Annotated in this window: 17 protein-coding genes and 1 pseudogene; 12 read left to right on the plus strand and 6 right to left on the minus strand. The window is 64.7% G+C overall.

Features of this window, described 5'->3' with window-relative positions; translation table 11 throughout:
* Positions 1-53 precede the first annotated feature (53 nt).
* From RI103_RS39605 to RI103_RS06970, 7 genes are all read left to right on the plus strand, one after another.
* Complete coding sequence (locus RI103_RS39605; protein ID WP_409076989.1) at positions 54-845, plus strand: hypothetical protein; 792 nt, start codon at positions 54-56, stop codon at positions 843-845.
* 54 nt (positions 846-899) lie between these two features.
* Entirely contained in the window at positions 900-3206 is a 2307-nt protein-coding gene (locus RI103_RS06945; RefSeq protein ID WP_310814637.1) for an EAL domain-containing protein, read from the plus strand.
* A gap of 193 nt (positions 3207-3399) precedes the next feature.
* Positions 3400-3588 carry a hypothetical protein gene (locus RI103_RS06950; protein WP_310814638.1) on the plus strand — a complete coding sequence of 63 codons (189 nt, stop codon included), beginning with the start codon at positions 3400-3402 and terminating at the stop codon, positions 3586-3588.
* A 123-nt stretch (positions 3589-3711) separates the two neighbouring features.
* A complete protein-coding gene (locus RI103_RS06955; protein WP_310814639.1) occupies positions 3712-5112 on the plus strand; it encodes an FAD-containing oxidoreductase in 1401 nt (466 codons plus the stop codon).
* Between the two features lie 26 nt (positions 5113-5138).
* Positions 5139-5483 (plus strand): cupin domain-containing protein, encoded by a 345-nt coding sequence (locus RI103_RS06960; RefSeq protein ID WP_310814640.1) that lies wholly within the window; start codon positions 5139-5141, stop codon positions 5481-5483.
* A 142-nt stretch (positions 5484-5625) separates the two neighbouring features.
* Positions 5626-6201, plus strand: coding sequence for a TMEM175 family protein (locus tag RI103_RS06965; protein ID WP_310814641.1), 576 nt, complete (start codon positions 5626-5628; stop codon positions 6199-6201).
* 131 nt (positions 6202-6332) lie between these two features.
* Positions 6333-6821, plus strand: a complete 489-nt coding sequence (locus RI103_RS06970; protein ID WP_310814642.1) for a metallophosphoesterase family protein — start codon at positions 6333-6335, stop codon at positions 6819-6821.
* An 81-nt stretch (positions 6822-6902) separates the two neighbouring features.
* Here the strand turns inward: RI103_RS06970 and proP are convergent, their stop codons facing one another.
* The 3 genes from proP to argA all read right to left on the minus strand — a co-directional run bounded on the left by proP (position 6903) and on the right by argA (position 10839).
* Entirely contained in the window at positions 6903-8405 is a 1503-nt protein-coding gene (gene proP / locus RI103_RS06975; RefSeq protein ID WP_310815187.1) for a glycine betaine/L-proline transporter ProP, read from the minus strand.
* Positions 8406-9120: 715 nt separating this feature from the next.
* Positions 9121-9396 carry an oxidative damage protection protein gene (locus tag RI103_RS06980; protein ID WP_073427523.1) on the minus strand — a complete coding sequence of 92 codons (276 nt, stop codon included), beginning with the start codon at positions 9394-9396 and terminating at the stop codon, positions 9121-9123.
* 54 nt (positions 9397-9450) lie between these two features.
* Positions 9451-10839, minus strand: coding sequence for an amino-acid N-acetyltransferase (argA, locus tag RI103_RS06985; protein ID WP_132373802.1), 1389 nt, complete (start codon positions 10837-10839; stop codon positions 9451-9453).
* A gap of 23 nt (positions 10840-10862) precedes the next feature.
* Here argA and hrpA point away from each other — a divergent pair, with 23 nt between their 5' ends.
* On the plus strand, positions 10863-15413 hold the full coding sequence (gene hrpA, locus RI103_RS06990) for an ATP-dependent RNA helicase HrpA (RefSeq protein WP_310814643.1): 4551 nt from the start codon (positions 10863-10865) through the stop codon (positions 15411-15413).
* 239 nt (positions 15414-15652) lie between these two features.
* Here the strand turns inward: hrpA and RI103_RS06995 are convergent, their stop codons facing one another.
* Both RI103_RS06995 and RI103_RS39610 read right to left on the minus strand, forming a co-directional pair.
* Positions 15653-17935, minus strand: a complete 2283-nt coding sequence (locus tag RI103_RS06995) for a YadA family autotransporter adhesin (protein ID WP_409076977.1) — start codon at positions 17933-17935, stop codon at positions 15653-15655.
* 69 nt (positions 17936-18004) lie between these two features.
* Positions 18005-18886: pseudogene (locus RI103_RS39610) on the minus strand (hypothetical protein); the annotation flags it as partial.
* A 593-nt stretch (positions 18887-19479) separates the two neighbouring features.
* Here RI103_RS39610 and RI103_RS07000 point away from each other — a divergent pair.
* From RI103_RS07000 to RI103_RS07015, 4 genes are all read left to right on the plus strand, one after another.
* Positions 19480-20499 carry a beta-propeller fold lactonase family protein gene (locus RI103_RS07000; protein ID WP_310814645.1) on the plus strand — a complete coding sequence of 340 codons (1020 nt, stop codon included), beginning with the start codon at positions 19480-19482 and terminating at the stop codon, positions 20497-20499.
* 58 nt (positions 20500-20557) lie between these two features.
* The gene (locus tag RI103_RS07005) at positions 20558-21556 is read left to right on the plus strand and encodes a sterol desaturase family protein (protein WP_310814646.1); all 999 of its coding nucleotides are present in this window, start codon (positions 20558-20560) and stop codon (positions 21554-21556) included.
* A 148-nt stretch (positions 21557-21704) separates the two neighbouring features.
* Positions 21705-22538 carry an EI24 domain-containing protein gene (locus RI103_RS07010; protein WP_310814647.1) on the plus strand — a complete coding sequence of 278 codons (834 nt, stop codon included), beginning with the start codon at positions 21705-21707 and terminating at the stop codon, positions 22536-22538.
* Positions 22539-22557: 19 nt separating this feature from the next.
* A complete protein-coding gene (locus RI103_RS07015; RefSeq protein ID WP_310814648.1) occupies positions 22558-23394 on the plus strand; it encodes a molybdopterin-binding protein in 837 nt (278 codons plus the stop codon).
* Between the two features lie 263 nt (positions 23395-23657).
* On the opposite strand, the gene RI103_RS07020 is transcribed toward RI103_RS07015, so the two are convergent.
* Entirely contained in the window at positions 23658-24122 is a 465-nt protein-coding gene (locus RI103_RS07020; RefSeq protein ID WP_012433603.1) for a rhodanese-like domain-containing protein, read from the minus strand.
* Positions 24123-24408: the final 286 nt, after the last annotated feature.

The following is a 24408-nucleotide window of genomic DNA, read 5'->3' on the forward strand; positions in this document are numbered from 1 at the left end:
GACGTTCTCGATCGGCACGTATTGGGGCAATTATTATCGCGGCCGGCCTTGGTATGGCCAGCAATCGCGCTGGGCTCATCATCCGCCGCCGCCTCCGCCGCGACCCGGCGCGGGAAGGCCGCCGGGCGGACCGCCACCGGGGCACGGCGGAGGAAGGCCGCCGGGTGGCCCGCCACCGGGGCATGGCGGAGGAAGGCCGCCGGGCGGACCGCCACCGGGGCATGGCGGAGGAAGGCCGCCGGGTGGACCGCCACCGGGGCATGGCGGAGGAGGGTCGCCGGGTGGACCGCCACCGGGGCATGGCGGAGGAGGGTCGACGGGTGGACCGCCACCAGGGCACGGCGGAGGAGGGTCGCCGGGTGGACCGCCACCGGGGCATGGAGCAGGAAGGCCACCGGGTGGTCAGCCGCAGGGTAATGCAGGCGGCCGTCCGCCGGGCGGTCAACCGCAGGGCGATGCCGGTGGCCGGCCTCAAGGCGGTTCTTCGCAAGGGGGCGGAGGCAGGCCGCCGGGCGGCGGCAACGGTGGCGGAGGACACGGCAGTGGAGGCGGTGGCGGTGGCGGAGGACACGGCGGCGGTGGCGGCGGAGGCGGAGGCCGTCCACCAGATCAGCACAGCTGATCGCGCTCATCCGCAAGTCGCCGCCGCGTGTTCCAGCGTGATTCGGGCTCCGCCTCCGCAACAGGCGGTAGCGAAACCCGAAACCCCGGCCCGCGCGGCGCCCGCCCACGGCGCCATCACATGCTCCGGCATGGCCGTTGCGCCGTTTGCCTCGCCAATCGACCGGCCCATTAGCCAACCCGTCTGCGCCGCGCGACGAATTAAATTCGCCGGCCTCGCGTAAACCCCCGTGTGCCGCGTACACTAGCTTGCCGATGTCGGGTTAGGGGGCGCACATATGACTTGCGAAGCGACATCAGATAACACGCTGGGAGCAGCGCCTGAAGGCCGCTATGGAACAAATCTCGCCGAAGGGGTGGTGGCGTCGGAGCGCACCGTGTTGCGGTTGATCACCCGCAACACGCCTCTGCCGGAATTGCTTGACGAAGTATGCCGCCGCGCGGAAGCGCTGCTGGGGGAAGGGGCGTCCTGTTCAATCCTGTTGCTCGATCCCGACGGCGTGCACGCCAGAGTGGGCGGTGCGCCGTCGCTGCCGGCGCACTTCAGCGCGGCGATCGACGGCGCCGCGATCGGTCCGCGGGTCGGCTCGTGCGGCACCGCGATGTACGAGCGGCGCCTCGTTGTCGTCGAGGATATCGAAATCGATCCGCTGTGGGCCGACTTCCGGCACCTCGCGCTACCAATCGGTCTGCGGGCCTGCTGGTCGGTGCCCTTTGAAAACGATTCCGGCGTGGTGCTCGGCGCCTTCGCGGTGTATTACCGCGTGCCGCGCCGTCCGAGCGTCGAGGAAGAAGCGATGCTGCGCGACATCGGCCACAGCGTCGGCCTCGCCGTGCATCAGGACACCATGGTTCAGCGCCTTGCGCACAGCGAGGAGCATCACCGGCTGGTGGTCGATCACCTGATCGAAGGCATCGTCGTGCAGTCGCGCGGGGGCATCGTGCTTGCCTGCAATCCGAGTGCGCAGCGCATTTTGCGCGCGACTCCGCAAATCGTCGGTCGCAGTATTCATACCGTGATGGTGCGCGCGTATCACGAGGACGGCTCGCTCGTCGCCGATACTGCCCGCCCGACCGTCCAGGTACTGGCAACCGGCAAACCCGTGCTCGGCGTCACGATCGGCGTCGAGCTGATCGGCGGCGACATCGTCTGGATCACCGAGAACGTCGTGCCGATTATCAAGCCGGGCGAGAGCGAACCCAGTTCGGTACTGATCTCGTTCACCGACATCGGGCCGGTGCGCGAGGCCCAGCGGCAGCTCAAGTTTCTCGCCACGCGCGACTCGCTCACCGGCCTCTACAACCGCGCCTATCTCACGGAGCGAATGCGCGATCTGTTCACGCCGGACATGTCGTCCGGCATGGGCGAGCTGGCGAGCGTCGCGGTGCTGTTCGTCGACCTGGACGGCTTCAAGAAGGTCAACGACACCGCCGGTCACGAGGCCGGCGATTCCTTGCTCTGCAGCGTGGCCGAGCGCCTCTCGGCGTGCATCTCGCCCGAAGACACGCTCGCGCGCGTGGGCGGCGACGAGTTCGTGATCGTGGTCAGCGCGTATGAAAACACCGGGCATCTGATCGGCCTCGCGCGCCGCATTCTGGACATGATCGCAGTGCCGTTCGCGGTCGCGGACAACGAGTACTACCTGGGCGCGTCGATCGGCATCAGCCGCTTTCCCGAAGATGGCCAGGACGTCGCCACGCTCATGCGCAACGCCGATTCGGCGATGTATCACGCCAAGCAGCGCGGCCGCAACAACTTCCAGTTCTTCACCGCCGAGCTGAATCAGCATCTGCAACGGCGCTTCACGATCGAGCAATCGCTGCGGCGCGCGCTCGCCGCCAACGAACTGAGTCTCGTGTATCAGCCGATCGTCGACAGCCACGACGGCCGCACGATCGGCGCGGAGGCGCTTCTGCGCTGGTACAACAGCGAACTGGGCAACGTGTCGCCGGGCGAATTCATCCCCGTGGCCGAAGATGCCGGGCTGATCGTCGAGATCGGCGACTTCGTGCTGGCGCGGGCCTGCCAGCAGGTGGCGCAATGGCGGCGCACGCTGGCGCCGGAGCTGATCGTCGCGGTGAACCTGTCGCCGCGGCAGTTCAACGACGGCCTGGTGGAGCGGATCGAGCGCTGTCTCGCGCAGTCCGGGCTCGAGCCGACGGCGCTGGAACTGGAGATCACCGAACGGCTGCTGATGAGCGACAGCGAAACCGTCCTGCCGATGCTGAGCGCGCTGAACGCCATGGGCGTGCGCATTTCCGTCGACGATTTCGGCACTGGCTACTCGTCGCTGTCGTATCTGAAGCGCTTCCCGCTGCATAACCTGAAAATCGATCGTTCGTTCGTCGCGGGGTTGCCGGATCATCGCGATTCGATTGCGATCACCCAGGCGGTGGTGGCGATGGCGCACTCGCTCGGCATGAACGTCACCGCCGAAGGGGTGGAAACCGCCGAACAGGCGGCGTTCCTGCGCGCGATCGACTGCGACAAGCAGCAGGGCTATCTGTACAGCCGTCCGGTCGGGGCAAGCGCGTATGCCCGTAGTTTGTGGGACGCGCAGCTTAACGTGGCCAACGCCTCCTGAACTCGCCGGCGGGCCCGCGAATGCGGGCTATCGGCGGCTGCGGCCACAGGTGTCCGGAAACGATTGTTCGGTTTGACAAACAAGTGACTTCGCGTTCCCGGTATTTATCCGCGAGAGCCATCTCCCTAAAATCCTCCCATCGAAAGGTAAATTGAGCGCGATGCCGAACCGGCGCCGTGCGATGGGAGTCGTCATGCCAGCTTTGATCAGAGACCAGCTTTACCGGCCGTCGGTGGTCTTACCGATGGTCGCCCTCATGCAGGTGATGGTGTCGCAGGATTTCAATCTCGGCCAGGTCGGCTGGGTCGTGGCGTCGCGTGGCGCGCAGGCCGCGCTGCAACGTTCGCGCGAGCTGATCTGCGCCGTGCATTGCCACGCCTGAGTAAAACGGACGGAAAACAGCAGTCATCCGCAACAATGCGCCGCAATCGGCGGCGCGGCATGGTGATTCGAAGGGCTGAGGGTAAGATGCTACGACCAGCACCCCAGCCTCGGGAGAGTTGCCATGCCACAGCACTTCGACGCAGTTGTGATCGGTACGGGACAAGGCGGCTCACCGCTCGCCGTGCGTCTCGGTCAAAGCGGGCGCAGGACGGCGGTCATTGAGCGGGCGGCCTTCGGCGGCACCTGTGTGAATGTCGGCTGCACGCCGACCAAATCTTATGTGGCGAGCGCCCGCGCGGCGCATGTCGCACGTCATTGCGCGGAACTCGGTGTGCAGGTGGGCGGCGCGATCAGCGTCGATCTGGCCGCGGTCAAGGCGCGCAAGGACCAGATCATCGGGCAGTCGCGCGACGGCGTCGAGAAATGGCTGCGCGGCACCAAAAACGTGACCGTGTTCAACGGCCACGCGCGCTTCACCGGGCCGCATGCGCTTGCTATCAGCGGACCGGACGGCAATCCGCTCGACGAGATCAGCGCCGATGAAATCTTCATCAATTCAGGCACACGCGCCGTCGTGCCGCCGCTCGACGGGCTCGAGCGGATTCGCTACTACACCAACTCCAACCTGCTCGACCTGACGGAATTGCCGAGTCATCTGGTGATTGTCGGCGCGAGTTATATCGCGCTCGAATTCGCGCAGATCTTTCGCCGGTTCGGCAGTCGCGTGACCGTGCTGGTGCGCGGCGAACGCGTGCTCACCCGCGAAGACGCCGATTTCGCCGAATCCGTGCAGAAGGTGCTGACTCGCGAGGGCGTGGAGTTCCGCTTCGGCGTGCAGCCTTCACGGGTCGAACCGCATCCGCATCGCGAGAGCGAAGTGTGTATCGGCTTCGAGCAGAACATTCCCGCCCTCGAAGCGTCGCACCTGTTGTTCGCGACCGGCCGCGAGCCGAACACCGACGACCTCGGCCTCGCGGCCGCCGGCATCGCGACGGATAAACACGGCACGATTCCAGTCGACGGCCAGTTGCGCACCAGCGTGCCGGGCGTCTGGGCGATCGGCGACGTCAACGGGCGCGGCGCCTTCACTCACACTTCCTACGACGACTATCAGATCGTCGCCGCAAATCTGCTCGACGGCGGCGCGCGCAGTGTCGATACGCGCATCATGGCGTATGCCGTGTTCGTCGATCCGCCGCTCGCGCGTGTCGGTGCCTCGGAGGCCGAGGTGCGCAGGTCGGGCCGCGACGCGCTGATCGCCACCATGCCGATGTCGCGCGTGGGCCGCGCACGCGAACGCGGCGAGACCGACGGTTTCATGAAAGTGATGGTCGACAAGGAGAGCAAGCAGATTCTCGGGGCGGCGATCCACGGCATTGAAGGCGATGAGGCGATTCACACGTTTATCGACATCATGACGGCGGGCGCGCCGTATCCGACCTTGCAGTACGCGATGCATATTCACCCGACCATCAGCGAACTGGTGCCGACCCTGCTCGATGGACTCAAACCCATGAAGTGAGGGCGCGCACAAGCGGAGCATCGACGATGAAGCGCGCATTCAGAAGCGGCAATCTGTTCGGACCCGGCGCACCAGCGGGCGCGGACGAGCAGGTCGACCTGCTAGTGGAGCGGGGCGGCGTGAGCATCGAGCGGATCGTCTCGATGGGGCACGCCAGTCCGCCGGATTTCTGGTACGACAGTCCGCGCGCCGAGTGGGTCGTGCTGTTGAGCGGCGCGGCGGCGCTCGAATTCGAAGGCGAGGCCGAGCCGTATCCGATGAAGGCCGGCGACCACGTGCTGATCGACGCGCATTGCCGGCATCGGGTGGCATGGACAAGCGATCAGGAGCCCAGCGTCTGGCTCGCGGTTTATTACCCGGACGGCGCTTGAGTTTGAACGCGGCACACCACTGGCCGAACAGGCGCATCGACAAAGCGTTGAGCCATCGCGGATAATCGGCAACGGCGCGGGTCGTCAGCGCAACGCGGGCGAACGGTGCGCGCAACCGCATTCAACATCAGGAATCCAACCGATGGGCAAGGGACGTGTCGAAGCCTTCAGCGATGGCGTGATCGCCATCATCATCACGATCATGGTGCTCGAGTTGAAAGTGCCGGAGGGCTTCGACCTCGCCGCGCTGCGTCCGGTGCTCCCCGTGTTCTGCGCGTACGTGCTGAGCTTCATCTACGTCGGCATCTACTGGAACAATCATCATCACATGTTTCATGCCGTGCAGAAGGTCAACGGCGCGGTGCTGTGGGCCAACCTCCATCTGCTGTTCTGGCTGTCGCTGCTGCCGGCCGTCACGCATTGGGTCGGCGAAAGCCATCTGGCCTCCTGGCCGACCGCGATGTACGGCGTCGTGCTGTTCATGTCGTCGATCGCATATTTCATTCTGATGGGCGTGCTGATCCGCGAGCACGGCAAGGACTCGACCCTCGCCAAAGCGGTCGGCAGCGACTTCAAGGGCAAGGTCTCGGTTGTGATCTATCTGACGGGCATTGCGCTGGCGTTTGTCGTGCCGTGGGTCTCGGCTGCGCTTTATACGCTCGCTGCCGCGTGGTGGCTGGTGCCGGATAGGCGCATCGAACACCTGCTGGAAGCGTAAGCGTGCTGCTCGTCCTCGGCGGTGTATTGCTGCTCATTGCGCTGATCGCAGCGGCTCAAAGCGATCCGTAGCGGGTGGTAGCGGCTCGAAGTGCGCGCACACGCTCCGCTCATTTGCCCGATACTTCCACCATGACTTCGCGCACTCGACGACCCACACGCACACGAATCGGCCTGATTTCCGACACGCACAACCTCGTGCGTCCTGAAGCTTTGCAGTACCTCGCCGATTGTGACGCGATCATCCACGCGGGCGATATCTGCAATCAGGCCGTACTGGAAGCGCTCAGGCGGATTGCGCCGGTCACGGCGGTGCGCGGCAACAACGACACCGGCGACTGGGCCGCGTCGCTGCCGACGCACACCACACTGACCGTGCAGCAGGTGACGATTCTCGTTGTGCACGACATCGCCGATGTGGGCGCCGATCCGCGCAGCCAGGGCATCGGCGTGGTGGTGACGGGCCATTCGCACAAGCCATTGATCAGCGAGCGCGACGGCGTGCTGTTCGTCAATCCGGGCAGTGCCGGCCCACGGCGCTTCAAATTGCCGATTTCGGCCGGAATCCTGATCGTCGAAGGTCCACACGCAAGCGCGAGCTTCGATTCCCTGGTCCCATAAAAAAACGGGCCGGCAAAAATTTGCCGGCCCGTTCTCTCGCGACTTGCGGCCAAGCCGCGCTAACAGCTAAGCGACCCGCGCTCAGGCACGCGCCGTAGCGGTTGCCGCATAACCTTCGTCCATCTCCTCGGCTTCGCGCTCGCCGCGCAGCACGGCATGCGCTTCCGCGCGTGTCGCCACGCACGGGCCCGAGCCGAGCAGCGGCTTACGGGCGGTTTCGCGCAGCGCCATCACCGAGACGATACCGATCAGCGACGCGCCCATCAGGTAGTACGCGGGCATCATCAGATTGCCGGTGCTGTTGACCAGCCACGCCGTCACGAGCGGCGTCGTACCGCCGAACAGCGACACCGAAATATTGAAGCCGATCGCGAGCGCGCCGTAGCGGATCTTCGTCGGGAACAGCGCCGGCAACGCCGACGGCATCACGCCGGTAAAACACGACAGCAGCACGCCGAGGATCATCAGGCCGCCGAACACCGGCAGCACCGTGCCCATGCGGATCAGCAGCAGGGCGGGAATCGACAGCGCGAACAGACCCACGCAACCGAACAGCATCACCGGCTTGCGTCCGATCGTATCGGACAGGCGGCCGGCGGCGAGCGTCATCGGCATCATCAGCACCATCACGAGCAGCACGAGGAACAGGCCGTGCGTTTCGTTGAAGTGCAGCGTGGCCGACAGATAGCTCGGCAGATACGAGAGCGCCATGTAATCGGTGACGTTGAAGATCAGCACGAGGCCGACGCACAGCAGCAGCGGTTTCCATTGCTGCATGAGCAACTCGCGCAACGACTGCTTCGGCACGGCCTTGTCTTCAGCTTCGCGTTGCTCGGCCTGTTTCTTGAACGCGGGCGTTTCTTCGAGCTTCATCCGGATGTACAGACCCACCAGGCCCAGCGGGCCGGCGATCAGGAACGGCACACGCCAGCCCCACGAGAGCAGCGCGTCGTTCGAGAGCGACGCGGTCAGCACGGCCACGGTGCCCGCGCCGAGCACGTAGCCGATCAGCGTGCCGAACTCGAGGAAGCTGCCCATGAAGCCGCGGCGCTTATCGGTCGAGAATTCGGCGATGAAGGTGGCCGCGCCGCCGTACTCGCCGCCGGTCGAGAAACCTTGCACCAGACGCGCAACCAGCAGCAGCGCCGGCGCGAAAATGCCGATCGTCGTGTAGCTCGGGATCAGACCGATCGCGAAGGTGCCGAGCGCCATCATGATCATGGTCATGGCGAGCACGCGCTGCCGGCCGATGCGGTCGCCCAGTGGCCCGAACACCATGCCGCCGACCGGCCGCACGAGGAACGCCGCGGCGAACGTGCCGAATGTGGCGATCAATTGCGCAGCGGGGCTGGCCGACGGGAAGAACACTTTGCCGAGCGTGACAGCGATGTAGCTGTACACGCCGAAATCGAACCATTCCATCGCGTTGCCGAGCGCCATGGCGCCGACGGCCCGTTTGAGGAGAGATTTGTCGACGACGGTGATGTCGTCCAGAGAGAGGCGTTGTTCTTCTTTGTGGTGTCGCCAGAAGCCGTTGCTGGAAGCGGTCAAGGTGAAAACTCCAATGACTGCGACGAAACTCATGTTGCGCATGAACGTTCCGCCACGGTTGCTGGGAAGTGCAGTTTCGCGAACAAGGCGAAAAGCGTCTCCGTCGCCGCTGAAGGCGATGGAGCTGGGCGCGATGGAAAACACAACGCCCGTGCCTCGCGAGACATGTCGCGAAAAAACACTCGTCTAGATTGTGCTGACTGTTGCACCTGCGTGGCCGTGGAAGGGGGGCAGATGCATGAGGACGCTGGGGTGGCTGAAAGCTGGCCCATGCGCCGCTGGAAGGCTTGAAACGAAAAAGGCCGGTGCTTTTATTCGCCGCTCATGTGGCCCATGAAGAGCGCATGAAACAGGGAAGCGACCGACGAGCCTTCTTGTATAAAAACTGTTCAGTTCGGCATGGCGCACGCACTGCACGCCAGAGTGAAGAGAACGTGAATGAAGGTGAAATGCTGTTGGAACGATGCACATGATAGCACGATAGCAGAGGATCGTGCAAACCCGGTGTTCAGCGGGGGCCTTGGCGAGGCCCCTCAATCCCTTGAGGGGCGGGGGATTGAGCGAATCCCGACGGTCTGGAAAAGGGACTTAAAACGGCGCGAAAATGTACCGTTTGGAGAATTTTCCCGGCGCTGCTGAAGCAGCGATGGGCGGCCTCGATCCGGTGATTTCGGCGGCGCGTGCAGGCGAAAAAAAATCCGCGCACGCGGCGCGGATTTCGGTCATGCAGTTTGAAGCGCGAACGCGTTCACTCGGCCGACGGCGGCACATAACCCTGCGCCGTGTCCGCGCCTTCGCCGAAGAAGAACTTTTCGGTCTGCTTCATCAGGTATTGGCGTGCGCGCGGATCAGCCATGTTCAGGCGGTTTTCGTTGATCAGCATGGTTTGCTGTTTCAACCAGGCCTGCCAGGCTTCCTTCGAGATGCTTTCGTAGATCCGCTTGCCGAGTTCGCCCGGCAGCGGCGGGAAATCGAGGCCTTCGGCTTCCTTGCCGAGCTTCGCGCATTGAACCATACGAGTCATGCTGTGCTTCTCCTAATCGATGTGGGGGCGGGCAGTTGCTTTATATGAGGCCGCTTAGAGCTGTTTCATCAGCACCAGCGACTTGCGCTGCCAGTTATAGAGCCGGCGGCGGTCTTCCGGCAGGTCGTCGACCGTGACCTTGACGAAGCCGCGCTTGAGGAACCAGTGTTCGGTACGCGTGGTAAGCACGAAAATGCGCGTCAGGCCGCGCGCCCGCGCGCGTTGCTCGATGCGCTTCAACAGCCGCTCGCCGTCGCCGGTGCCTTGCGCCTCGGGCGCGACCGTGAGGCACGCCATTTCGCCGATGCGCTCCTGCGTGTACGGATACAGCGCCGCGCAGCCGAACAGCACGCCATCGTGCTCGATCACCGAGAAGTGGTCGATGTCGCGTTCGATCTGGTGACGGCCGCGCCGCACCAGCGTGCCGTCCGATTCGAGCGGTTCGATCAGCGCGAGAATGCCGCCGACGTCGTCCGGCGTGGCTTCGCGCAGGCTTTCGAGGTTCTCGTACGAGATCATCGTGCCCACGCCGTCGTGCAGGAACAGTTCGAGCAGCAGACTGCCGTCGAGCGCGTAAGGGATGATGTGCGCCCGCGCCACGCCGCCGCGGCAGGCGCGGATCGAGTGCTTCAGGTAGAAGCCCGCGTCGCCGGTGACCTCGCCGCTTTCGTGCAGCTTGTAGGCGTCGTCGAGCGACAGTTCGCGCACCAGTTCGGGGCCGTTTTCGCCGGCTTCCATCAGGCCCGGCGTTTCGGTCAGGAACACGATCTTATCGGCGCGCAGCGCGATCGCGGCGGCGGACGCCACGTCTTCCATGGCCAGATTGAAGGCCTCGCCGGTGGGCGAGAAGCCGAGCGGCGAGAGCAGCACGAGCTTGCGGCTCGCGAGCGAGTGGCGGATCGAATCGGCGTCAATCTTGCGCACCACGCCGGTGTGGGCGAAATCGACACCGTCGAGAATGCCGACCGGCCGCGCCGTCACGAAGTTGCCCGACACCACGCTGATGTGCGCGTGCGCCATCGGCGTATTCGGCAAACCCTGGCTGATGGCGGCTTCGATATCCAGACGCACTTCGCCGGCGGCTTCTTTCGCGGACTCGAGCGCGCGCGCATCCGTAATGCGCATGCCGTGCGAAAACTCGGATTCCACGCCGTGCAGGCTCATCTGCTCCTCGACCTGCGGTCGCGAGCCATGCACCAGCACGATCTGGATGCCCATGGCCTGCAGCAGCGCGATGTCGGACACGAGCGCATTCAGGAGCCCCTGATGCACCACCTCGCCGCCGAACCCGACGACGAACGTCTTGTTGCGGAACGCATGGATGTAAGGGGCGACTGAGCGCATCCAGTCGACGAATTGCGCGTGCTGTGCGAGGTCTTCCGTTGCTCCAGCGGGGGCCGGAGCGCTCGCGGGCGCGGGGACGAGGTCGGTTTGGGAATTCATGCCGGGGATTATAATGCGCCCCCATGTCGAATGTACCCAAAAGTCCCGCTGCGGCGAACGAGAATCCGGCGCCGGCCGTCGATCAACCGAAGGCCGGCGACGCGAAGCGCCGCGATGCGCAACCCGCCGAACGCAACGCGCCGCATCCGGCGCGCGAGCCGCGGCGCGCCGCGGAAAACGCGCAGGCGTCGGCGCAGAAGAACAATCCGGGCCGTGAAGCGCACCTTCGGGAGAGTGGCGCGAAGCCGAAACACGCCGAAGGTGGTGAAGTGAAGTCGCCACACGGCACCGAAAGCCGAGGCCAAGGCCAGGGCCAGAACCAGAGCCAAAACCAGAACTCAGGGCGTGCGCAGAAGCAGAACGCGCCGCACGGCCAGCAAACGCAGCGAAGTGGCGAGCGGCGTGCTCAGCCCGCGAATGTGCCGGGCGCGCATCAGCAGAAAGGCGGCGGTCGAGGCGACCAGCAGCGTCAGTCACCCTCGCAAGGCGCGGCGTCGCGCCGCGAGTCCGACGGCGCGCTTGCGCAAAAATCGCCGGCGGCGAGCGACACCGAGCGCAGCGCCGTCCGCCGCGAGCAGCAGCCGCCACGTGAACCCCGTGCGCCGCGCGCACCGCGTGTCGTCGAACCGAATCCGATTCCGCCGATTACCTACCCCGAAGCGCTCCCCGTGTCGGGCCGTCGCGAGGAAATCGCCAAAGCCATCGCCCAGAATCAGGTCGTGATCGTCTGCGGTGAGACCGGCTCCGGTAAAACCACCCAGCTGCCGAAAATCTGCCTCGAACTCGGGCGCGGGCTCGGCGCGGGCGGCTCCGGTCTGATCGGCCATACGCAGCCGCGCCGGATCGCCGCGTCGGCGACGGGCCGCCGCATCGCCGAAGAACTCGGCACGCCGTTCGGCGAAGTGGTCGGCTACAAGGTGCGCTTTACCGACAATCTGTCGCCGGGCGCGTCCGTCAAGCTGATGACCGATGGCATCCTGCTCGCCGAAACGCAGACCGATCCGCTGCTGAAGGCGTACGACACACTGATCATCGACGAGGCGCACGAGCGCAGCCTGAACATCGACTTTCTGCTCGGCTATCTGAAGGAGATTCTCGTCAAGCGTCCCGATCTGAAGCTGATCGTGACCTCGGCGACGATCGACGCGGACCGTTTCGCGCGCCACTTCGGCAGCGAAGAAAAGCCCGCACCGGTGATCGAGGTGAGCGGGCGGCTTTATCCGGTCGAGGTGCGCTACCGGCCGGTCGCGGAAGACAGTCCCGCCGTGAAGGCCGCGGAAGGCAATGCGTCGTCCGCGCCACGTGGCGACCGGCCGAAAACCCAACGCGAAACCGACCGCGATCTGATGGAGGCGATCGTCGACGCCGTCGACGAACTCTGCCGCGAAGGCCCCGGCGACGTGCTGGTGTTCTTGCCCGGCGAGCGCGAAATCCGCGACGCCGCCGAGGCGCTGCGCAAGCATCATCCGCCGCATACGGAGATTTTGCCGCTGTTCGCGCGTCTTTCCGCGGCTGAACAGGAACGTGTGTTCCGCACTTCGAACGCGCGCCGTATCGTGCTGGCCACCAACGTCGCCGAAACCTCGCTGACGGTGCCGGGCATTCGCTATGTGGTCGACACCGGGCTCGCGCGCGTGAAGCGCTACTCGTATCGCAACAAGGTCGAGCAGTTGCAGGTCGAGTCGATTTCGCAGGCCGCCGCGAATCAGCGGGCCGGTCGTTGCGGCCGCGTCGCCGATGGCATCTGCATCCGTCTTTACGAGGAGAGCGACTATCAGGGCCGTGTGCGGTTCACCGATCCGGAGATTCTGCGTTCGTCGCTGGCGTCGGTGATTCTGCGCATGAAGTCGCTTCATCTGACGGCGATCGAGACCTTCCCGTTCATCGAGCCGCCGCCGGGCCGCGCGATCGCCGACGGCTATCAACTGCTCAACGAACTCGGCGCCGTCGACGACGACAATCAGCTCACGCCGCTCGGCCGTGAACTCGCGCGGCTACCGCTCGATCCGCGTGTCGGGCGGATGATTCTGGCCGCGCGCGACCAGCAGGCGCTCAAGGAAGTGCTGATCATCGCGAGCGCGTTGTCCGTGCAGGATCCGCGCGACCGGCCCGTCGAAGCTCAAGAACAGGCCGACCAGGCACATCGCCGTTTCGCCGACGAGCGCTCCGAATTCCTGCAGTGGCTGAAAATCTGGAACTGGTTCGAAGAAGCCATCGCGCACAAAAAGTCGAACAAGCAGTTGCACGAGGAGTGCCGCAAGAACTTCCTGTCGCAACTGCGTCTGCGCGAATGGCGCGACGTGCACTCGCAACTATTGACCGTGGTGCGCGAGCACGGCTGGCGTCTGAATGAAGCGGAAGCGACTTTCGAGCAGATCCACCTCGCCCTGCTGACGGGCCTGCTCGGCAACATCGGTCTCAAGGCCGACGACGAGCCGTATTACCTCGGCGCGCGCGGCATCAAGTTCTATCTGTGGCCAGGCTCGGCGCTGGTGAAGAAGGCTGGCAAGTGGGCGATGGCCGCCGAGCTGGTCGAGACGAGCCGCCTGTACGCCCGTTGCATCGCGAAGATCGAGCCGGAGTGGATCGAGAAGATCGGCGCGCATCTGCTGAAAAAGTCGCTCTCCGAGCCGCATTGGGAAAAGCGCGCGGCACAGGTGTCGGCGTTCGAGCGCGCGGTGCTGTACGGCCTGCCGATCTATCACCGGCGGCGCGTGAGCTTCGGCAAACAGGATCCGGCGCGCGCCCGCGAGCTGTTCATTCGCGGCGCGCTGGTGGAAGGCGAGTTCGACACGAAGCTCGCGTTTTTCGCGCACAACCGCAAGCTGCTCGCCGATATCGAGCAGCTCGAACACAAGTCGCGCCGCCAGGACGTGCTGGTCGACGACGAGCTGATTTTTGCCTACTACGATCAGGCGCTGCCGAAGGGCATTTACACCGGCGCGTCGTTCGAACGCTGGTATCGCGACGAAGTGAAAAAGAGCGGCCAGCCGGAAGACAAGCTGCGCCTGCTGTATCTGTCGCGTGACGACTTGATGCGGCACGAAGCCGCCGGCGTGACCACCGACCTGTTCCCGAAGCGGATGACGATGGCCGGCGTCGAAATGGCGCTCACCTATCACTTCGAGCCGGGCTCGCCGCGCGATGGCGTGACGCTCGGCGTGCCGCTGTATGCGCTGAATCAGGTCGACGCGCGCCGCTGCGAATGGCTCGTGCCCGGCATGCTGAAGGAAAAGACGCAACTGTTGCTGAAGTCCTTGCCGCAGAAGCTGCGCCGTCACTGCGTGCCGCTGCCCGAATTCGCGGCGGGTTTCGTCGACCGGCATGGCGGTCCGCGCTTCGGCGCGGGCGGTTTGCTCGAGTCGCTGATCGCCGATATTCGCGAGCAGACTCAGGTCGCGATGAAGCAGTCGGACTTCAAGCTCGAAACCCTGCCGCCGCATCTGTTCATGAACTTCAAGGTCGTCGACGAGCATGGGCGTCAGCTCGCGATGGGCCGCAACCTGTCGCAACTGCGCGCCGAACTCGGCGGCCAGGCGCAGCAGCATTTCCAGAAGATCGCGTCGAGCGCGGCCGGGGCGGCGCTGGCTGACGCGGGCGGCGGCGGTGTCGCGACGCCGTCGCAAGCGTCCGGTGCCGCCGGCGGCGCGGCGCAGCGAGGCAAGGGCGCTGCCGCGTCAGGTCCGCAGAGCGCACCGCAAGCCGGCGCGCAGGGCACGGCGCTGTATGAAAAGCTGACGACGTGGAATTTCGGCAAGCTGCCCGAGTTGCTCGAAATCCGTCGTGGCGGCCAGACTTTGTTCGGCTATCCGGCGTTGGTGGATCGCGGCACGCATTGCGACGTCGAAGTATTCGATTCACCGGACGAAGCCGCGCGGATTCATCGCGCGGGATTGCGCCGGCTGTTCGCGTTGCAATTGAAGGAGCCGATCAAATATCTGGAAAAGAATTTGCCGGGCTTGCGCGAAATGGCGATGCAGTTCATGCCGCGCGGCACGCAGGAAGAACTACGCGATCAACTGATCGATACCGCGCTCGACCGCGCCTGCCTGCAAGACCCGTTGCCCGACGACGACGCCAGTTTTCACACGCGCCGCGACGAGGGCCGCAGCCGCCTGACGTTGCTGGCTCAGGAAATTGCCCGCCTGGTCGGGCAGATTCTGAGCGAATACGCGACCGTGGCGAAGAAGCTGGTGCAGGCGAAGTCGTTCACGGCGGCGCATGCCGATCTGCAGAACCAGCTCGATGGACTGATCGGCAAGCGCTTCGTGGTCGACACGCCGTACGCGCAACTGGCGCATTTCCCGCGCTATCTGAAAGGGATCGCGCTGCGCATCGACAAGCTAAAGGCGGACCCCGCGCGTGATGCACGGCAGTCCGCCGAGTTTCAGCCGCTGTTGCAGAACTATCAGCGCGCGGTGGCGCAACGCGGCGGCGTGCTGGATCCGCGCCTGTCGGAGTTCCGTTGGCTGCTGGAGGAGTTGCGGATCTCGTTGTTTGCGCAGGAGTTGCGCACGCCGATGCCGGTTTCGGTGAAACGGCTTTACAAGGTCTGGGAGTCGATGCAGCGCTGATCGACGCGAGGGGCGAGACGGCGCTGTGGCTGGCCGCCTCGCTTGAGCGGCTTCCCTCATCGACCGGCTGCCTTTCGCGGCGCGGAAGAAAACGCGCTCGACGCCATGCCTTGTGGGAATGGCGGCGCGCGCAAAACGGCACGGGCCTTTGTCGGACCCGCGCCAGGTTGCACCCACCACATCGATGTCCGGGCCATTGCGGTGACTCGCTTTGGTCCGGTCTGTCTTGTCAGTTCCGCCTACCAGTGCATGCCGGCGCCGATCGACGCGCCGAACTGGCCGCGCGAATCCGTGGTGCCTTGCACCTTGTAGACCCACGTTCCCGTTTCCGACAGTTGCGATACGCCGATGGCCAGCGCCGACTGGCCGGCGTAGGTGCCGCCGGCCATCGCGACCATGCCTCGACCCGGCAGAACTGCCTGCGGCAAGCCGGCCATGGCCATTGCGGACGCCGTGCCGCCGTAGCTGTCGCGACGGGCTGAGCGGATCTGGTCGTCGGTGTAGCTGCTCGCCTGGCTCACCGCTGCGCCGACGCTTTGCTGCAATTGATTCACATTGACCGCGTCGGTGCCTTGCACGCCGGCTGCGACGTTCGTGATCTGGCGTTCCTGGCCTGCCGCGCCGACCGATACCGTGTTCGCCCGGTCCGCCATCGAGCCTTGGCCCAACGCAACGGCGTTGTCCGCGCTGGCGTTGGCTGTGGCGCCGAGCGCAGTGGCGTTGGCGCCGCTCGCGACGGAGTTTGCGCCGAGCGACGTGGCGTTCTCGCCGCTCGCCCGCGAATTCGCGCCGATGGCTGTCGCGTTGGCGCCGGTGGCCTTAGCGTTGGCGCCCGCGGCGACGGAGTGCGTGCCGGAAGACACGGCGCCTTCGGTATCGCGACCGCCTTCCGCGCTGAAGAACGGATTAGCCGTATTGACGACGACGTTGCTGATCGCGCCGCCGATGGCGGCGTTCAGTTGAGCGACGTTGACGGCGTCGGTTGCGTCCACGCCTGCCGCGACGTTGTGGATGAGCGTGCCGCCGCTCGCCGCGTCGCCGCCGAGCGTGACGCTGTTCCTGTTGACGCTGCCGTCGGCGTTCTGGTCGTACATGACCGCGCCGTCGAGCCTGGCGGCGTTGGCCGCGCCTTGATCGCTCACTGCTTTGAGCTGCGCGACGTTGACGGCATCGGTTGCGTCCACGCCTGCTGCGACGTTGTGGATGAGCGTGCCGCCGCTCGCCGCGTCGCCGCCGAGCGTGACGCTGTTCCTGTTGACGCTGCCGTCGGCCTTCTGGCCATACATGAGCGCGCCGTCAAGCCTGGCGGCGTTGGCCGCGCCTTGATCGCTCACTGCTTTGAGTTGCGCGACATTGACGGCGTCAGTGTCGGCGGTGCCTGCCGCGACGTTGCTGATCTGACGTTCGTTGCCGGCGGAGCCGACCGAGACGGTGTTCGCACGGTTGGCCACCGAACCCTGGCCCAAGGCGACCGAACCGTCAGCCGAGGCGTTCGCGTCGTGGCCTATCGCGATTGAATCGACATGGTTGGCGACGGCGCCGTAACCTATGGCGATGCTGCCGGCTGACGTGGCCGAGGCATACGCACCGAGCGCGGCGGCGCCTGTTGCGGCGGCCGCGGAATTTGCGCCGAGCGCCGTGGCGTTGTCGCCCGACGCGGCGGCAAGCACCCCTGACGCGACAGCGTGCGTACCGGCGGCGCCGGCATCGTCCGTGCCGTCGGCGGCGCCTTCGGCCTTGAAGTAATGCTGGGTGCCGCTCTGCGCAATGGCGTCGAGCTTGCCGTCGACCGCCCTCAACTGGCTCAGGTTGACGGCGTCGGTCGCGGCCGTGCCCGCTGCCACATTGGTCAGGCGGCGCTCGTTGCCTGTCGAGCCAACGGACACCTCGCCTAAGGCGTGGGTCGCCTTGACGACGCCGCTCGTGCCGAATTCCTCGCCGGGTTGACTGAGATTCGCGGTCGTGGTCGAGTTCGCCCCGACGCCGACACTGTTCGCGGCGGTGACAGTAACGTTGTAGCCAAGCGCCACGCTGTCGGCGCCGGAGACCCTCGCGTTGGCGCCGAGCGCTGTGGAGCCGTCGGCGTAAGCGAGCGAGCCGTAGCCGAGCGCGGAGGCGTTGGACCCATACGCGGTCGCGAGGCGACCCAGCGCGGTGCCATTTTGCCGGGCGCGGGCACCCGCGCCGAGCGCCACTGCGTTTGTGCCGTTTGCTCGCGCCGCATTGCCGACGGCGACCCCGTTCACGCTGCTCGCCGATGCGCCATGGCCAACCGCGATTGCATTAGCTGCCGATGCGCTTGCCTGATAGCCCGTAGCGACGGCGCCGGTTGCCGCCGCCTCGGAGTCGTAGCCGATTGCAACCGCCGCGGCACCGGCGGTTTCCGAGTGAGCCCCGCGGCCGAGTGCGACCGAGTTTTCGCCGTCTGCCCGGGCGTTGTAGCCAATCGCCGAAGCGCCGGGGGCGGTTGCGCGAGCGTCGTCCGGCGTCAGCGAGTCATCGTTGGTCCGGAGGTACTTGATCCCGCTGCCGTTCTGTTTGATATAGACAGTGCTGCTGTCGCCGGCGATGGCATAGAGCTGGGCGCCATTCACGGCATCGGTGCTGCTGGCGGATATCGCGCCTTGATGCACGTTGGTGATTGTCGTGCCGTCCGTGACGCCGCCGTCCATGGAGGTGGGACCCGCGAGCGTGACGCTGCCCGTGTTGACAGTGCCGTTCGCATTATTGCCGTACGCGACAGCATTCGCCGTGGCAGCAGTAATGGCACCCTTGAGCTGGCCTGCGTTGACGGCGTCGGTGTCGGCTGCACCAGCGGCGACGCCGGTGATAGTCCGATCGCCGACGTTGATTTCGCCAGCCGAAGTTTGGGGTGTGGTGAGGCCGTAGGCGTGGTACCCGGTCTGGGCGCCGACGGCCGTGATTGAACCCGCGCCCAGCGCGACACTGTTGGCGGCCGTGGCAGCCGCCGCATACCCGATGGCGACGGAGTTGACGTTGGCGGCCCGCGCGGATGCGCCCAATGCCATTGCGCCCAAGCCGCTGACGAGGGCCTGATTGCCGATCGCGATTCCGTAGATGGCGGTAGTTGCCGTTATCGCCTGCGCGCCCATTGCAGTCGATTTGTCGCCTTGCGCGTTCGCCTGCACGCCGTTCGCGATCGACAGGCTGCCCTGTGCGCTCGCCTGGAAGCCCGTCGCAACCGCGTAGGGGCCCCCCGCCTTTGCACCGATACCGAGCGCAATCGCGCCTTGGCCTCCAGCATAGGGGTTGATATCGTTTCCGGGTGAATCAACGCTCGTGTCTACGAAGAGGGCGGCCTGCGCCGCCGGCGCGCCACCCGCCAATGCCGCCAAAACCAGTACCGCGCGCGCGATCGTGTTCTGGCGATTTGTCCTTGTTTTTGCCGTCGCCAGCGCCGCCAGCGGCGTTTGCGCCGCTTCACACCAAACCAGTGGGTTATTGCTTTTCATTGTTTTAGAAACTCCGCGGTAGTGCGTGAGTGCACGGCACGTGAGCACGGGTGATCGTGTATGGATTCATCGCCCTGATAAACCGCGCAAAAAATAAAAGGTCCGCGGGCGCTGGTATTGCCGAATCAAGCCCTTCGTTTTTTACGTGCGAAAACACCCGCGTCACGCCCGTACATCCACGGGGTGAGTGGGTGGGCGATGAGGCGGCAGAATTGTCCGATTTAGCCGCAGGGCGGAGGTATCAGTTAAATCTGCAGTAGGTGCGGAAAAATCGCTTTATGTTGGCGTGTCTCGATTGACTGATAAACGAGTTGCGTTAAATAAGGAACTTGCGGAATTTATTCCGATTATTATTTTTTCAAACTGAGCGTGTTCTTGAGTTTATATGCTCTCAATGAGATTCGACGTCTCAGCCGTGATACTCATCACCGGCGTTTTCAGAATGACGCGATGCTCGCCGCGTCGAACTGCTCGCCAGACGGCGTCGAGGCGCCGTGCACCTGATTTCCCTTTCGCGTCGCAAACCGACCTGCGTCAACCGCTGGTCACGGCAAACGTTCTACAATGATGGTTGTTCTCCGAAGTGAGTTTTCATGCGTAAATTTTTTCTTCCCGGCTTGACCGCCACGTTCGCCGCAGGCGCGGCGCTGGTCGCCGCCACAGGCTTTTTTTCTCCGGCGGCCCGCGCCAACAACGTGATCGTGCTCAATTCCGGCGAAGCCACGCTGAGCCTGATCGACGAGGCGACCCGCCAGGTCGTCGGTACGGTGCCCACGGGCAAGGAACCGCACCACCTGATGGCCACGCCGGACAATTCGTCGTTGATCGTCGCGAATTCGGTGTCGAACAACCTGATGTTCGTCGATCCGAAATCGGGCCAGGTGCAGCGCTGGGTCGAGAATATCGAGGATCCGTACCAGATCGGTTTTTCGCCTGATCGCAAATGGCTGGTCACCACCGGCCTGCGTCTGGACCGTCTGGACGTTTATCACTACGACGGCCAGAAGAACCAGATGACGCTGGCTTCGCGCCTGCCGCTCGCGGTCATGCCGAGCCACATGGCGTTCACGAACGACAGCAAGACGGTCTTCGTCACGCTGCAGGTGTCGGGCGAACTGGCCGCGATCGACCTGGCCACACAAACGGTCAAGTGGAAGATGAAGGTCGGCAAGGTGCCGGCGGGCCTGTGGATGACGCCGGGCGAGAAATACCTGCTGGTCGGCATGACTGGCGCGGATTACGTGGCGGTGGTCGACTGGCGCAACCAGAAGATCGTCAAGACGATCCACACCGGCAACGGCGCGCACAACTTCCGGTCGCTGGCTGACGGCAAGCACGTCGCGGTGTCAAACCGCGTGGCGAGCACGATCAGCATCATCGACGAGGACACGCTCACCAACGTCGGCGACATCACCGGTTTGTTGCCGGGACCGGACGACATGGAGCTTTCCGCTGACAAACGCTATCTGTGGGTTACCTTCCGCTTCGCGAAGCACGTCGGTATCATTGATCTGACAACGCGTAAGCTGATTCAGACGATTGCTGTCGGCCGTTCGCCGCACGGCATCTATTTCTTCAATCGCGCGCCGGTCATGGCGCCGAACGGCGCTTGATGCAGGGGTTCATGCCGCACCACGCGAACCGTCACGGATGAAGTAAAAGACCAGCACCATGTTCCATCTGATTTTCTCTTCGCTCGACAGCTTCGTCTCGGCCGTGCAGACGTTGTTGTACGTCGACGTGGTGCAGCCGCTGCTGTTCCGCTTCAATCTGATGGGTTACGACGAAGACACCTACGACAGCCTGTATTGGGTGATCGTGGGCGTTGTGGAAGTGCTGGCCATGTACGCGGTTCTGCGGCCGCTCGAAGCGCTGCGTCCGGTCGAGCAGTGGGAGAGCCGCAAGGCGGTTCGCGTCGACGTGATCTACACGTGGATCGCCAAGCTCGGCATTCTCAACCTGTTCTTCTTCTTCGCGCTGCAGCCGTTCTTCGACACCGTGCAGGCGTGGCTGCGGCTGCACAATATTTCGAATATCGAGTTCGACAATCTGTGGCCCGGCGTCACCACGCAGCCGCTCGTCACGTTCGTGATGTATCTGCTGGTGCTCGATTTCGCCGGTTACTGGTATCACCGTTGGGAACATCGGATCGGCGTGTGGTGGGAACTGCACGCGGTGCACCACAGCCAGCAGCAGATGTCGCTGTGGGCCGACGACCGCAACCATCTGCTCGACGACCTGCTGCAAGCATCGTTCTTCGCGGTGATCGCGCTGGTGATCGGCGTACCGCCGTCGCAGTTCGTCGTGCTGGTCGCTATCACGAATCTCGCGCAGAGCGTCCAGCACGCGAATATCCGCATGTACTTCGGCTGGCTGGGCGAGCGCCTGCTGGTCAGCCCGACTTTCCATCGCCGTCACCACGCCATCGGTTACGGCCACGAAGGGTTGAAATACGGTTGCAACTTCGGCGTGCTGTTTCCGTGGTGGGACATGCTGTTTCGCAGCGTGTCCTGGAGCCGCGAGATGGAGCCGACCGGCATCAGCGATCAACTCGAAGGTCGCCGTTACGGCGACGGTTTCTGGGCGCAGCACTGGCTCGCCTTCGTGCGCATCGCCGGGCGTCTTTCGCCGAAGCGCCGCACCGAAAGCAACGACGCCGCCGCCGTTTGAGCGCGCTTTCTCCCACGTCGCCGGTTTCCCCGGCGGCGCGTCACGTGGTTTATCCTGTTCACGTTTGCGTACGCCCCGCGGCTCCCCCGGGCGGGTACGTTGCGCGGTTCTCTTCAATCCATCGTTTCGTTCACCGGCATTGGCTCGCATGAATGATCTGTTGCGCTCGTTTGGACGCGCGCTCGCAAGCGCGCTCCACCCGCGCATGCTCTGGCTGACCTTCCTGCCGTTTCTCGCGGCAACGGTTGGGTGGGGCGTGATCCTGTGGTTTTCCTGGCAGACACTGATCGGGGCGACCCGCACCTGGCTCGAAGGCTGGTCGTTTACGATCACGCTTTATCATCTGTTCGACTGGCTCGGCTTTTCGGGGCTGCATGCGGCGATCGCACCGTTTATCGTGATCGCCATGACAATTCCGCTGATCGTCGTCACGGTGCTGCTGCTGATCGCCACGCTGTCGATGCCTGCGGTCATCCGCTTCCTGTCGGCGCGGCAATTCCCGAGTCTGGAAATGCGCCGCGGCGGAACGTGGTACGGTAGCCTCGCGCAGGCGCTGTGGACCACGCTGGTGTGTCTCGTGCTGCTGATCGTCACGTTGCCGCTCTGGCTCGTGCCGCCGTTCTTCGCGCTGATTCCGCCGCTCCTGTGGGGCTGGCTGACGTATCGTGTGATGAGCTACGACGCACTCGCGCTGCATGCCACGCGTGACGAACGGCGCGCGCTGGTGCGGCGTTTCCGCTTGCCGTTGCTGTTGATCGGCATCGCGAGCGGCTTGCTGGGTTCGCTGCCCACGCTGTTGTGGGCGTCGTCGGTCTGGCTGATCGTGCTGTTCCCGGTGGTCACGGCCGTGACGATCTGGATCTATGCGTTCATCCTCGTGTTTTCGGCGCTGTGGTTCGGCTACTACTGTTTGCGCGCACTGCAACGCATGCGCGCGGAAGAGCACGGCGGCGTGCGGCACGCGGCGCCGGTTCCTTACTGATTAAACCAAAGAGGCGGCAATGGCATTTGGTGTCATCATCATCGGCGATGAAATTTTGTCGGGCAGGCGTATCGACAAGCATCTGCCGAAGGTCATCGAATTATTGGGCGCGCGTGGGCTGTCGCTCGGCTGGGCGGAGTACATCGGCGACGACCCGGAGCGCATCACCGCGACGCTGCGGCGCACCTTCGCCTCGGGCGACATCGTGTTCTCCACGGGCGGCATCGGCGCGACGCCGGACGACCACACGCGCCAATGCGCGGCGGCCGCGCTCGGTGTGCTGCTCGAACTGCATCCGGAGGCGGCGAAGCTGATTCAGGAGCGCATCCGCGACATGTATCCGGCGAACTCGGCCACGCCGCTCGATCTGGAGTCGCCGGAAAACCGGCATCGCCTGAATATGGGCACGTATCCGCAAGGCGCGTCGATCATTCCGAACGGCTACAACAAGATCCCGGGCTTTTCGATCGAACGGCATCACTTCGTGCCGGGCTTCCCGGTGATGGCATGGCCGATGATCGAGTGGGTGCTGGATACGCAATATGCGGATCTGCATCACGCCATGCCGCATGCGGAGAAGTCGTTGCTGGTGTTCGAGCTGCCGGAGTCGCGCGTCACGCCGCTGATGGAAAAGATCGAACACGATTTTCCGGGCGTGCGGGTCTTCAGTCTGCCGAGCGTGGGCGATGCGGAACGCGGTGGCGTATACGCGCGGCATCACATCGACCTGGGCGTGAAGGGCGAGCCGGAGGCGGTGGCGGCGGCATTCGTCAAGCTGCGCGAAGGCGTACATCTGTTGGGCGGCGATATCGTCGAGCCCGAGGCGGCGGCCGCGGCGGCGAAGCCGCGCGCCTGATCCGCGCGGCATACCGCTAGCCTTGATTCGGGCGCTGCCGCGCCCGTTTTCTTCACCGCGCTCGTTGGTCGATGCCGAGCGCGGTTTCGCGGATCATCGGTCTGCCACATTCGGCGCAGACGATGTGCCTGTGCTCTCGCGCCGGGCTTTAAGGGTGGTCTCGAACCGCCTTCGACGGGCCGCGGTAACAGGCAAGCTCGACGCGACCAGGCAGCGATTACGCGGCAATCACGCGGCAATCAAACAACCGCGTGCAATGACACTTATGCGCCAATCCACGGCAATCCGCGAAAGCACCAGCCCGACACGGTCTTCCGATGCCCCTGGCCGTCCTTATCGCCTTCGAAGCCTTCCAGCAGGTCATACGCCTTGGTGAAGCCCGCCTGGGTGGCCGCGATCGCGGCGAGCTTCGAGCGCGCCGCGCTGCGGCACAGGAACAGCACCGGCGTATCGGGCGTGGCGACCTGCTTCAACTGCGCGAGAAATTCCTGATTCGGCACCGCGCCCGGATAGCGCGTCCATTCCACGTGCGCGTATTGTCCGTCGCCGATCACCGGCCGGCCGACCCAATCGAGTTCGGCGCGGGTGCGCACGTCGACGAGACGCGTGCGAGGATCGAGTTGCAGCAGTTCGAAGGCTTCGGCGGGCGATATCGCGCCCGCATATGGCAACTGATTTTCGGTGCGGCGCTTGTCCGCGCTTGCGTACAACTGTTCGAGCGTGCTCATGAGCGCAAATCTCCTTCGGACCAAATGACCATTCTAGCGCGCGGTGCGACGCGCGCATGCGTGGCGCGAGCGGTTGCGAATGCCGGTGCGCCGCGGTTCCGCACATGCGCAGCGATGGTGCACGTTTCGCAAAATGCACCACAATAGAGAAGCGGGCCGTTGCCGATCTGACGAATGCACGTGTTTGGTGCGATGTGCCGTCCAAAGATTTCGGGACTGCATGCTGCGCGGTGCGTCCATTCCCCGCAAATGCGCGCACGGCGTGGTCTTGCGCCGCGTTGGCGCA

The sequence above is a fragment of the Paraburkholderia sp. FT54 genome, from assembly GCF_031585635.1.
GTDB lineage: Bacteria > Pseudomonadota > Gammaproteobacteria > Burkholderiales > Burkholderiaceae > Paraburkholderia.

Coding starts and splice junctions, on each gene's coding strand:
- RI103_RS39605 (WP_409076989.1), top strand. CDS start 54: ATGGCCAGCAATCGCGCTGGGCTCATCATCCGCCGCCGCCTCCGCCGC.
- RI103_RS06945 (WP_310814637.1), top strand. CDS start 900: ATGACTTGCGAAGCGACATCAGATAACACGCTGGGAGCAGCGCCTGAA.
- RI103_RS06950 (WP_310814638.1), top strand. CDS start 3,400: ATGCCAGCTTTGATCAGAGACCAGCTTTACCGGCCGTCGGTGGTCTTA.
- RI103_RS06955 (WP_310814639.1), top strand. CDS start 3,712: ATGCCACAGCACTTCGACGCAGTTGTGATCGGTACGGGACAAGGCGGC.
- RI103_RS06960 (WP_310814640.1), top strand. CDS start 5,139: ATGAAGCGCGCATTCAGAAGCGGCAATCTGTTCGGACCCGGCGCACCA.
- RI103_RS06965 (WP_310814641.1), top strand. CDS start 5,626: ATGGGCAAGGGACGTGTCGAAGCCTTCAGCGATGGCGTGATCGCCATC.
- RI103_RS06970 (WP_310814642.1), top strand. CDS start 6,333: ATGACTTCGCGCACTCGACGACCCACACGCACACGAATCGGCCTGATT.
- proP (WP_310815187.1), bottom strand. CDS start 8,405: ATGAGTTTCGTCGCAGTCATTGGAGTTTTCACCTTGACCGCTTCCAGC.
- RI103_RS06980 (WP_073427523.1), bottom strand. CDS start 9,396: ATGACTCGTATGGTTCAATGCGCGAAGCTCGGCAAGGAAGCCGAAGGC.
- argA (WP_132373802.1), bottom strand. CDS start 10,839: ATGAATTCCCAAACCGACCTCGTCCCCGCGCCCGCGAGCGCTCCGGCC.
- hrpA (WP_310814643.1), top strand. CDS start 10,863: ATGTCGAATGTACCCAAAAGTCCCGCTGCGGCGAACGAGAATCCGGCG.
- RI103_RS07000 (WP_310814645.1), top strand. CDS start 19,480: ATGCGTAAATTTTTTCTTCCCGGCTTGACCGCCACGTTCGCCGCAGGC.
- RI103_RS07005 (WP_310814646.1), top strand. CDS start 20,558: ATGTTCCATCTGATTTTCTCTTCGCTCGACAGCTTCGTCTCGGCCGTG.
- RI103_RS07010 (WP_310814647.1), top strand. CDS start 21,705: ATGAATGATCTGTTGCGCTCGTTTGGACGCGCGCTCGCAAGCGCGCTC.
- RI103_RS07015 (WP_310814648.1), top strand. CDS start 22,558: ATGGCATTTGGTGTCATCATCATCGGCGATGAAATTTTGTCGGGCAGG.
- RI103_RS07020 (WP_012433603.1), bottom strand. CDS start 24,122: ATGAGCACGCTCGAACAGTTGTACGCAAGCGCGGACAAGCGCCGCACC.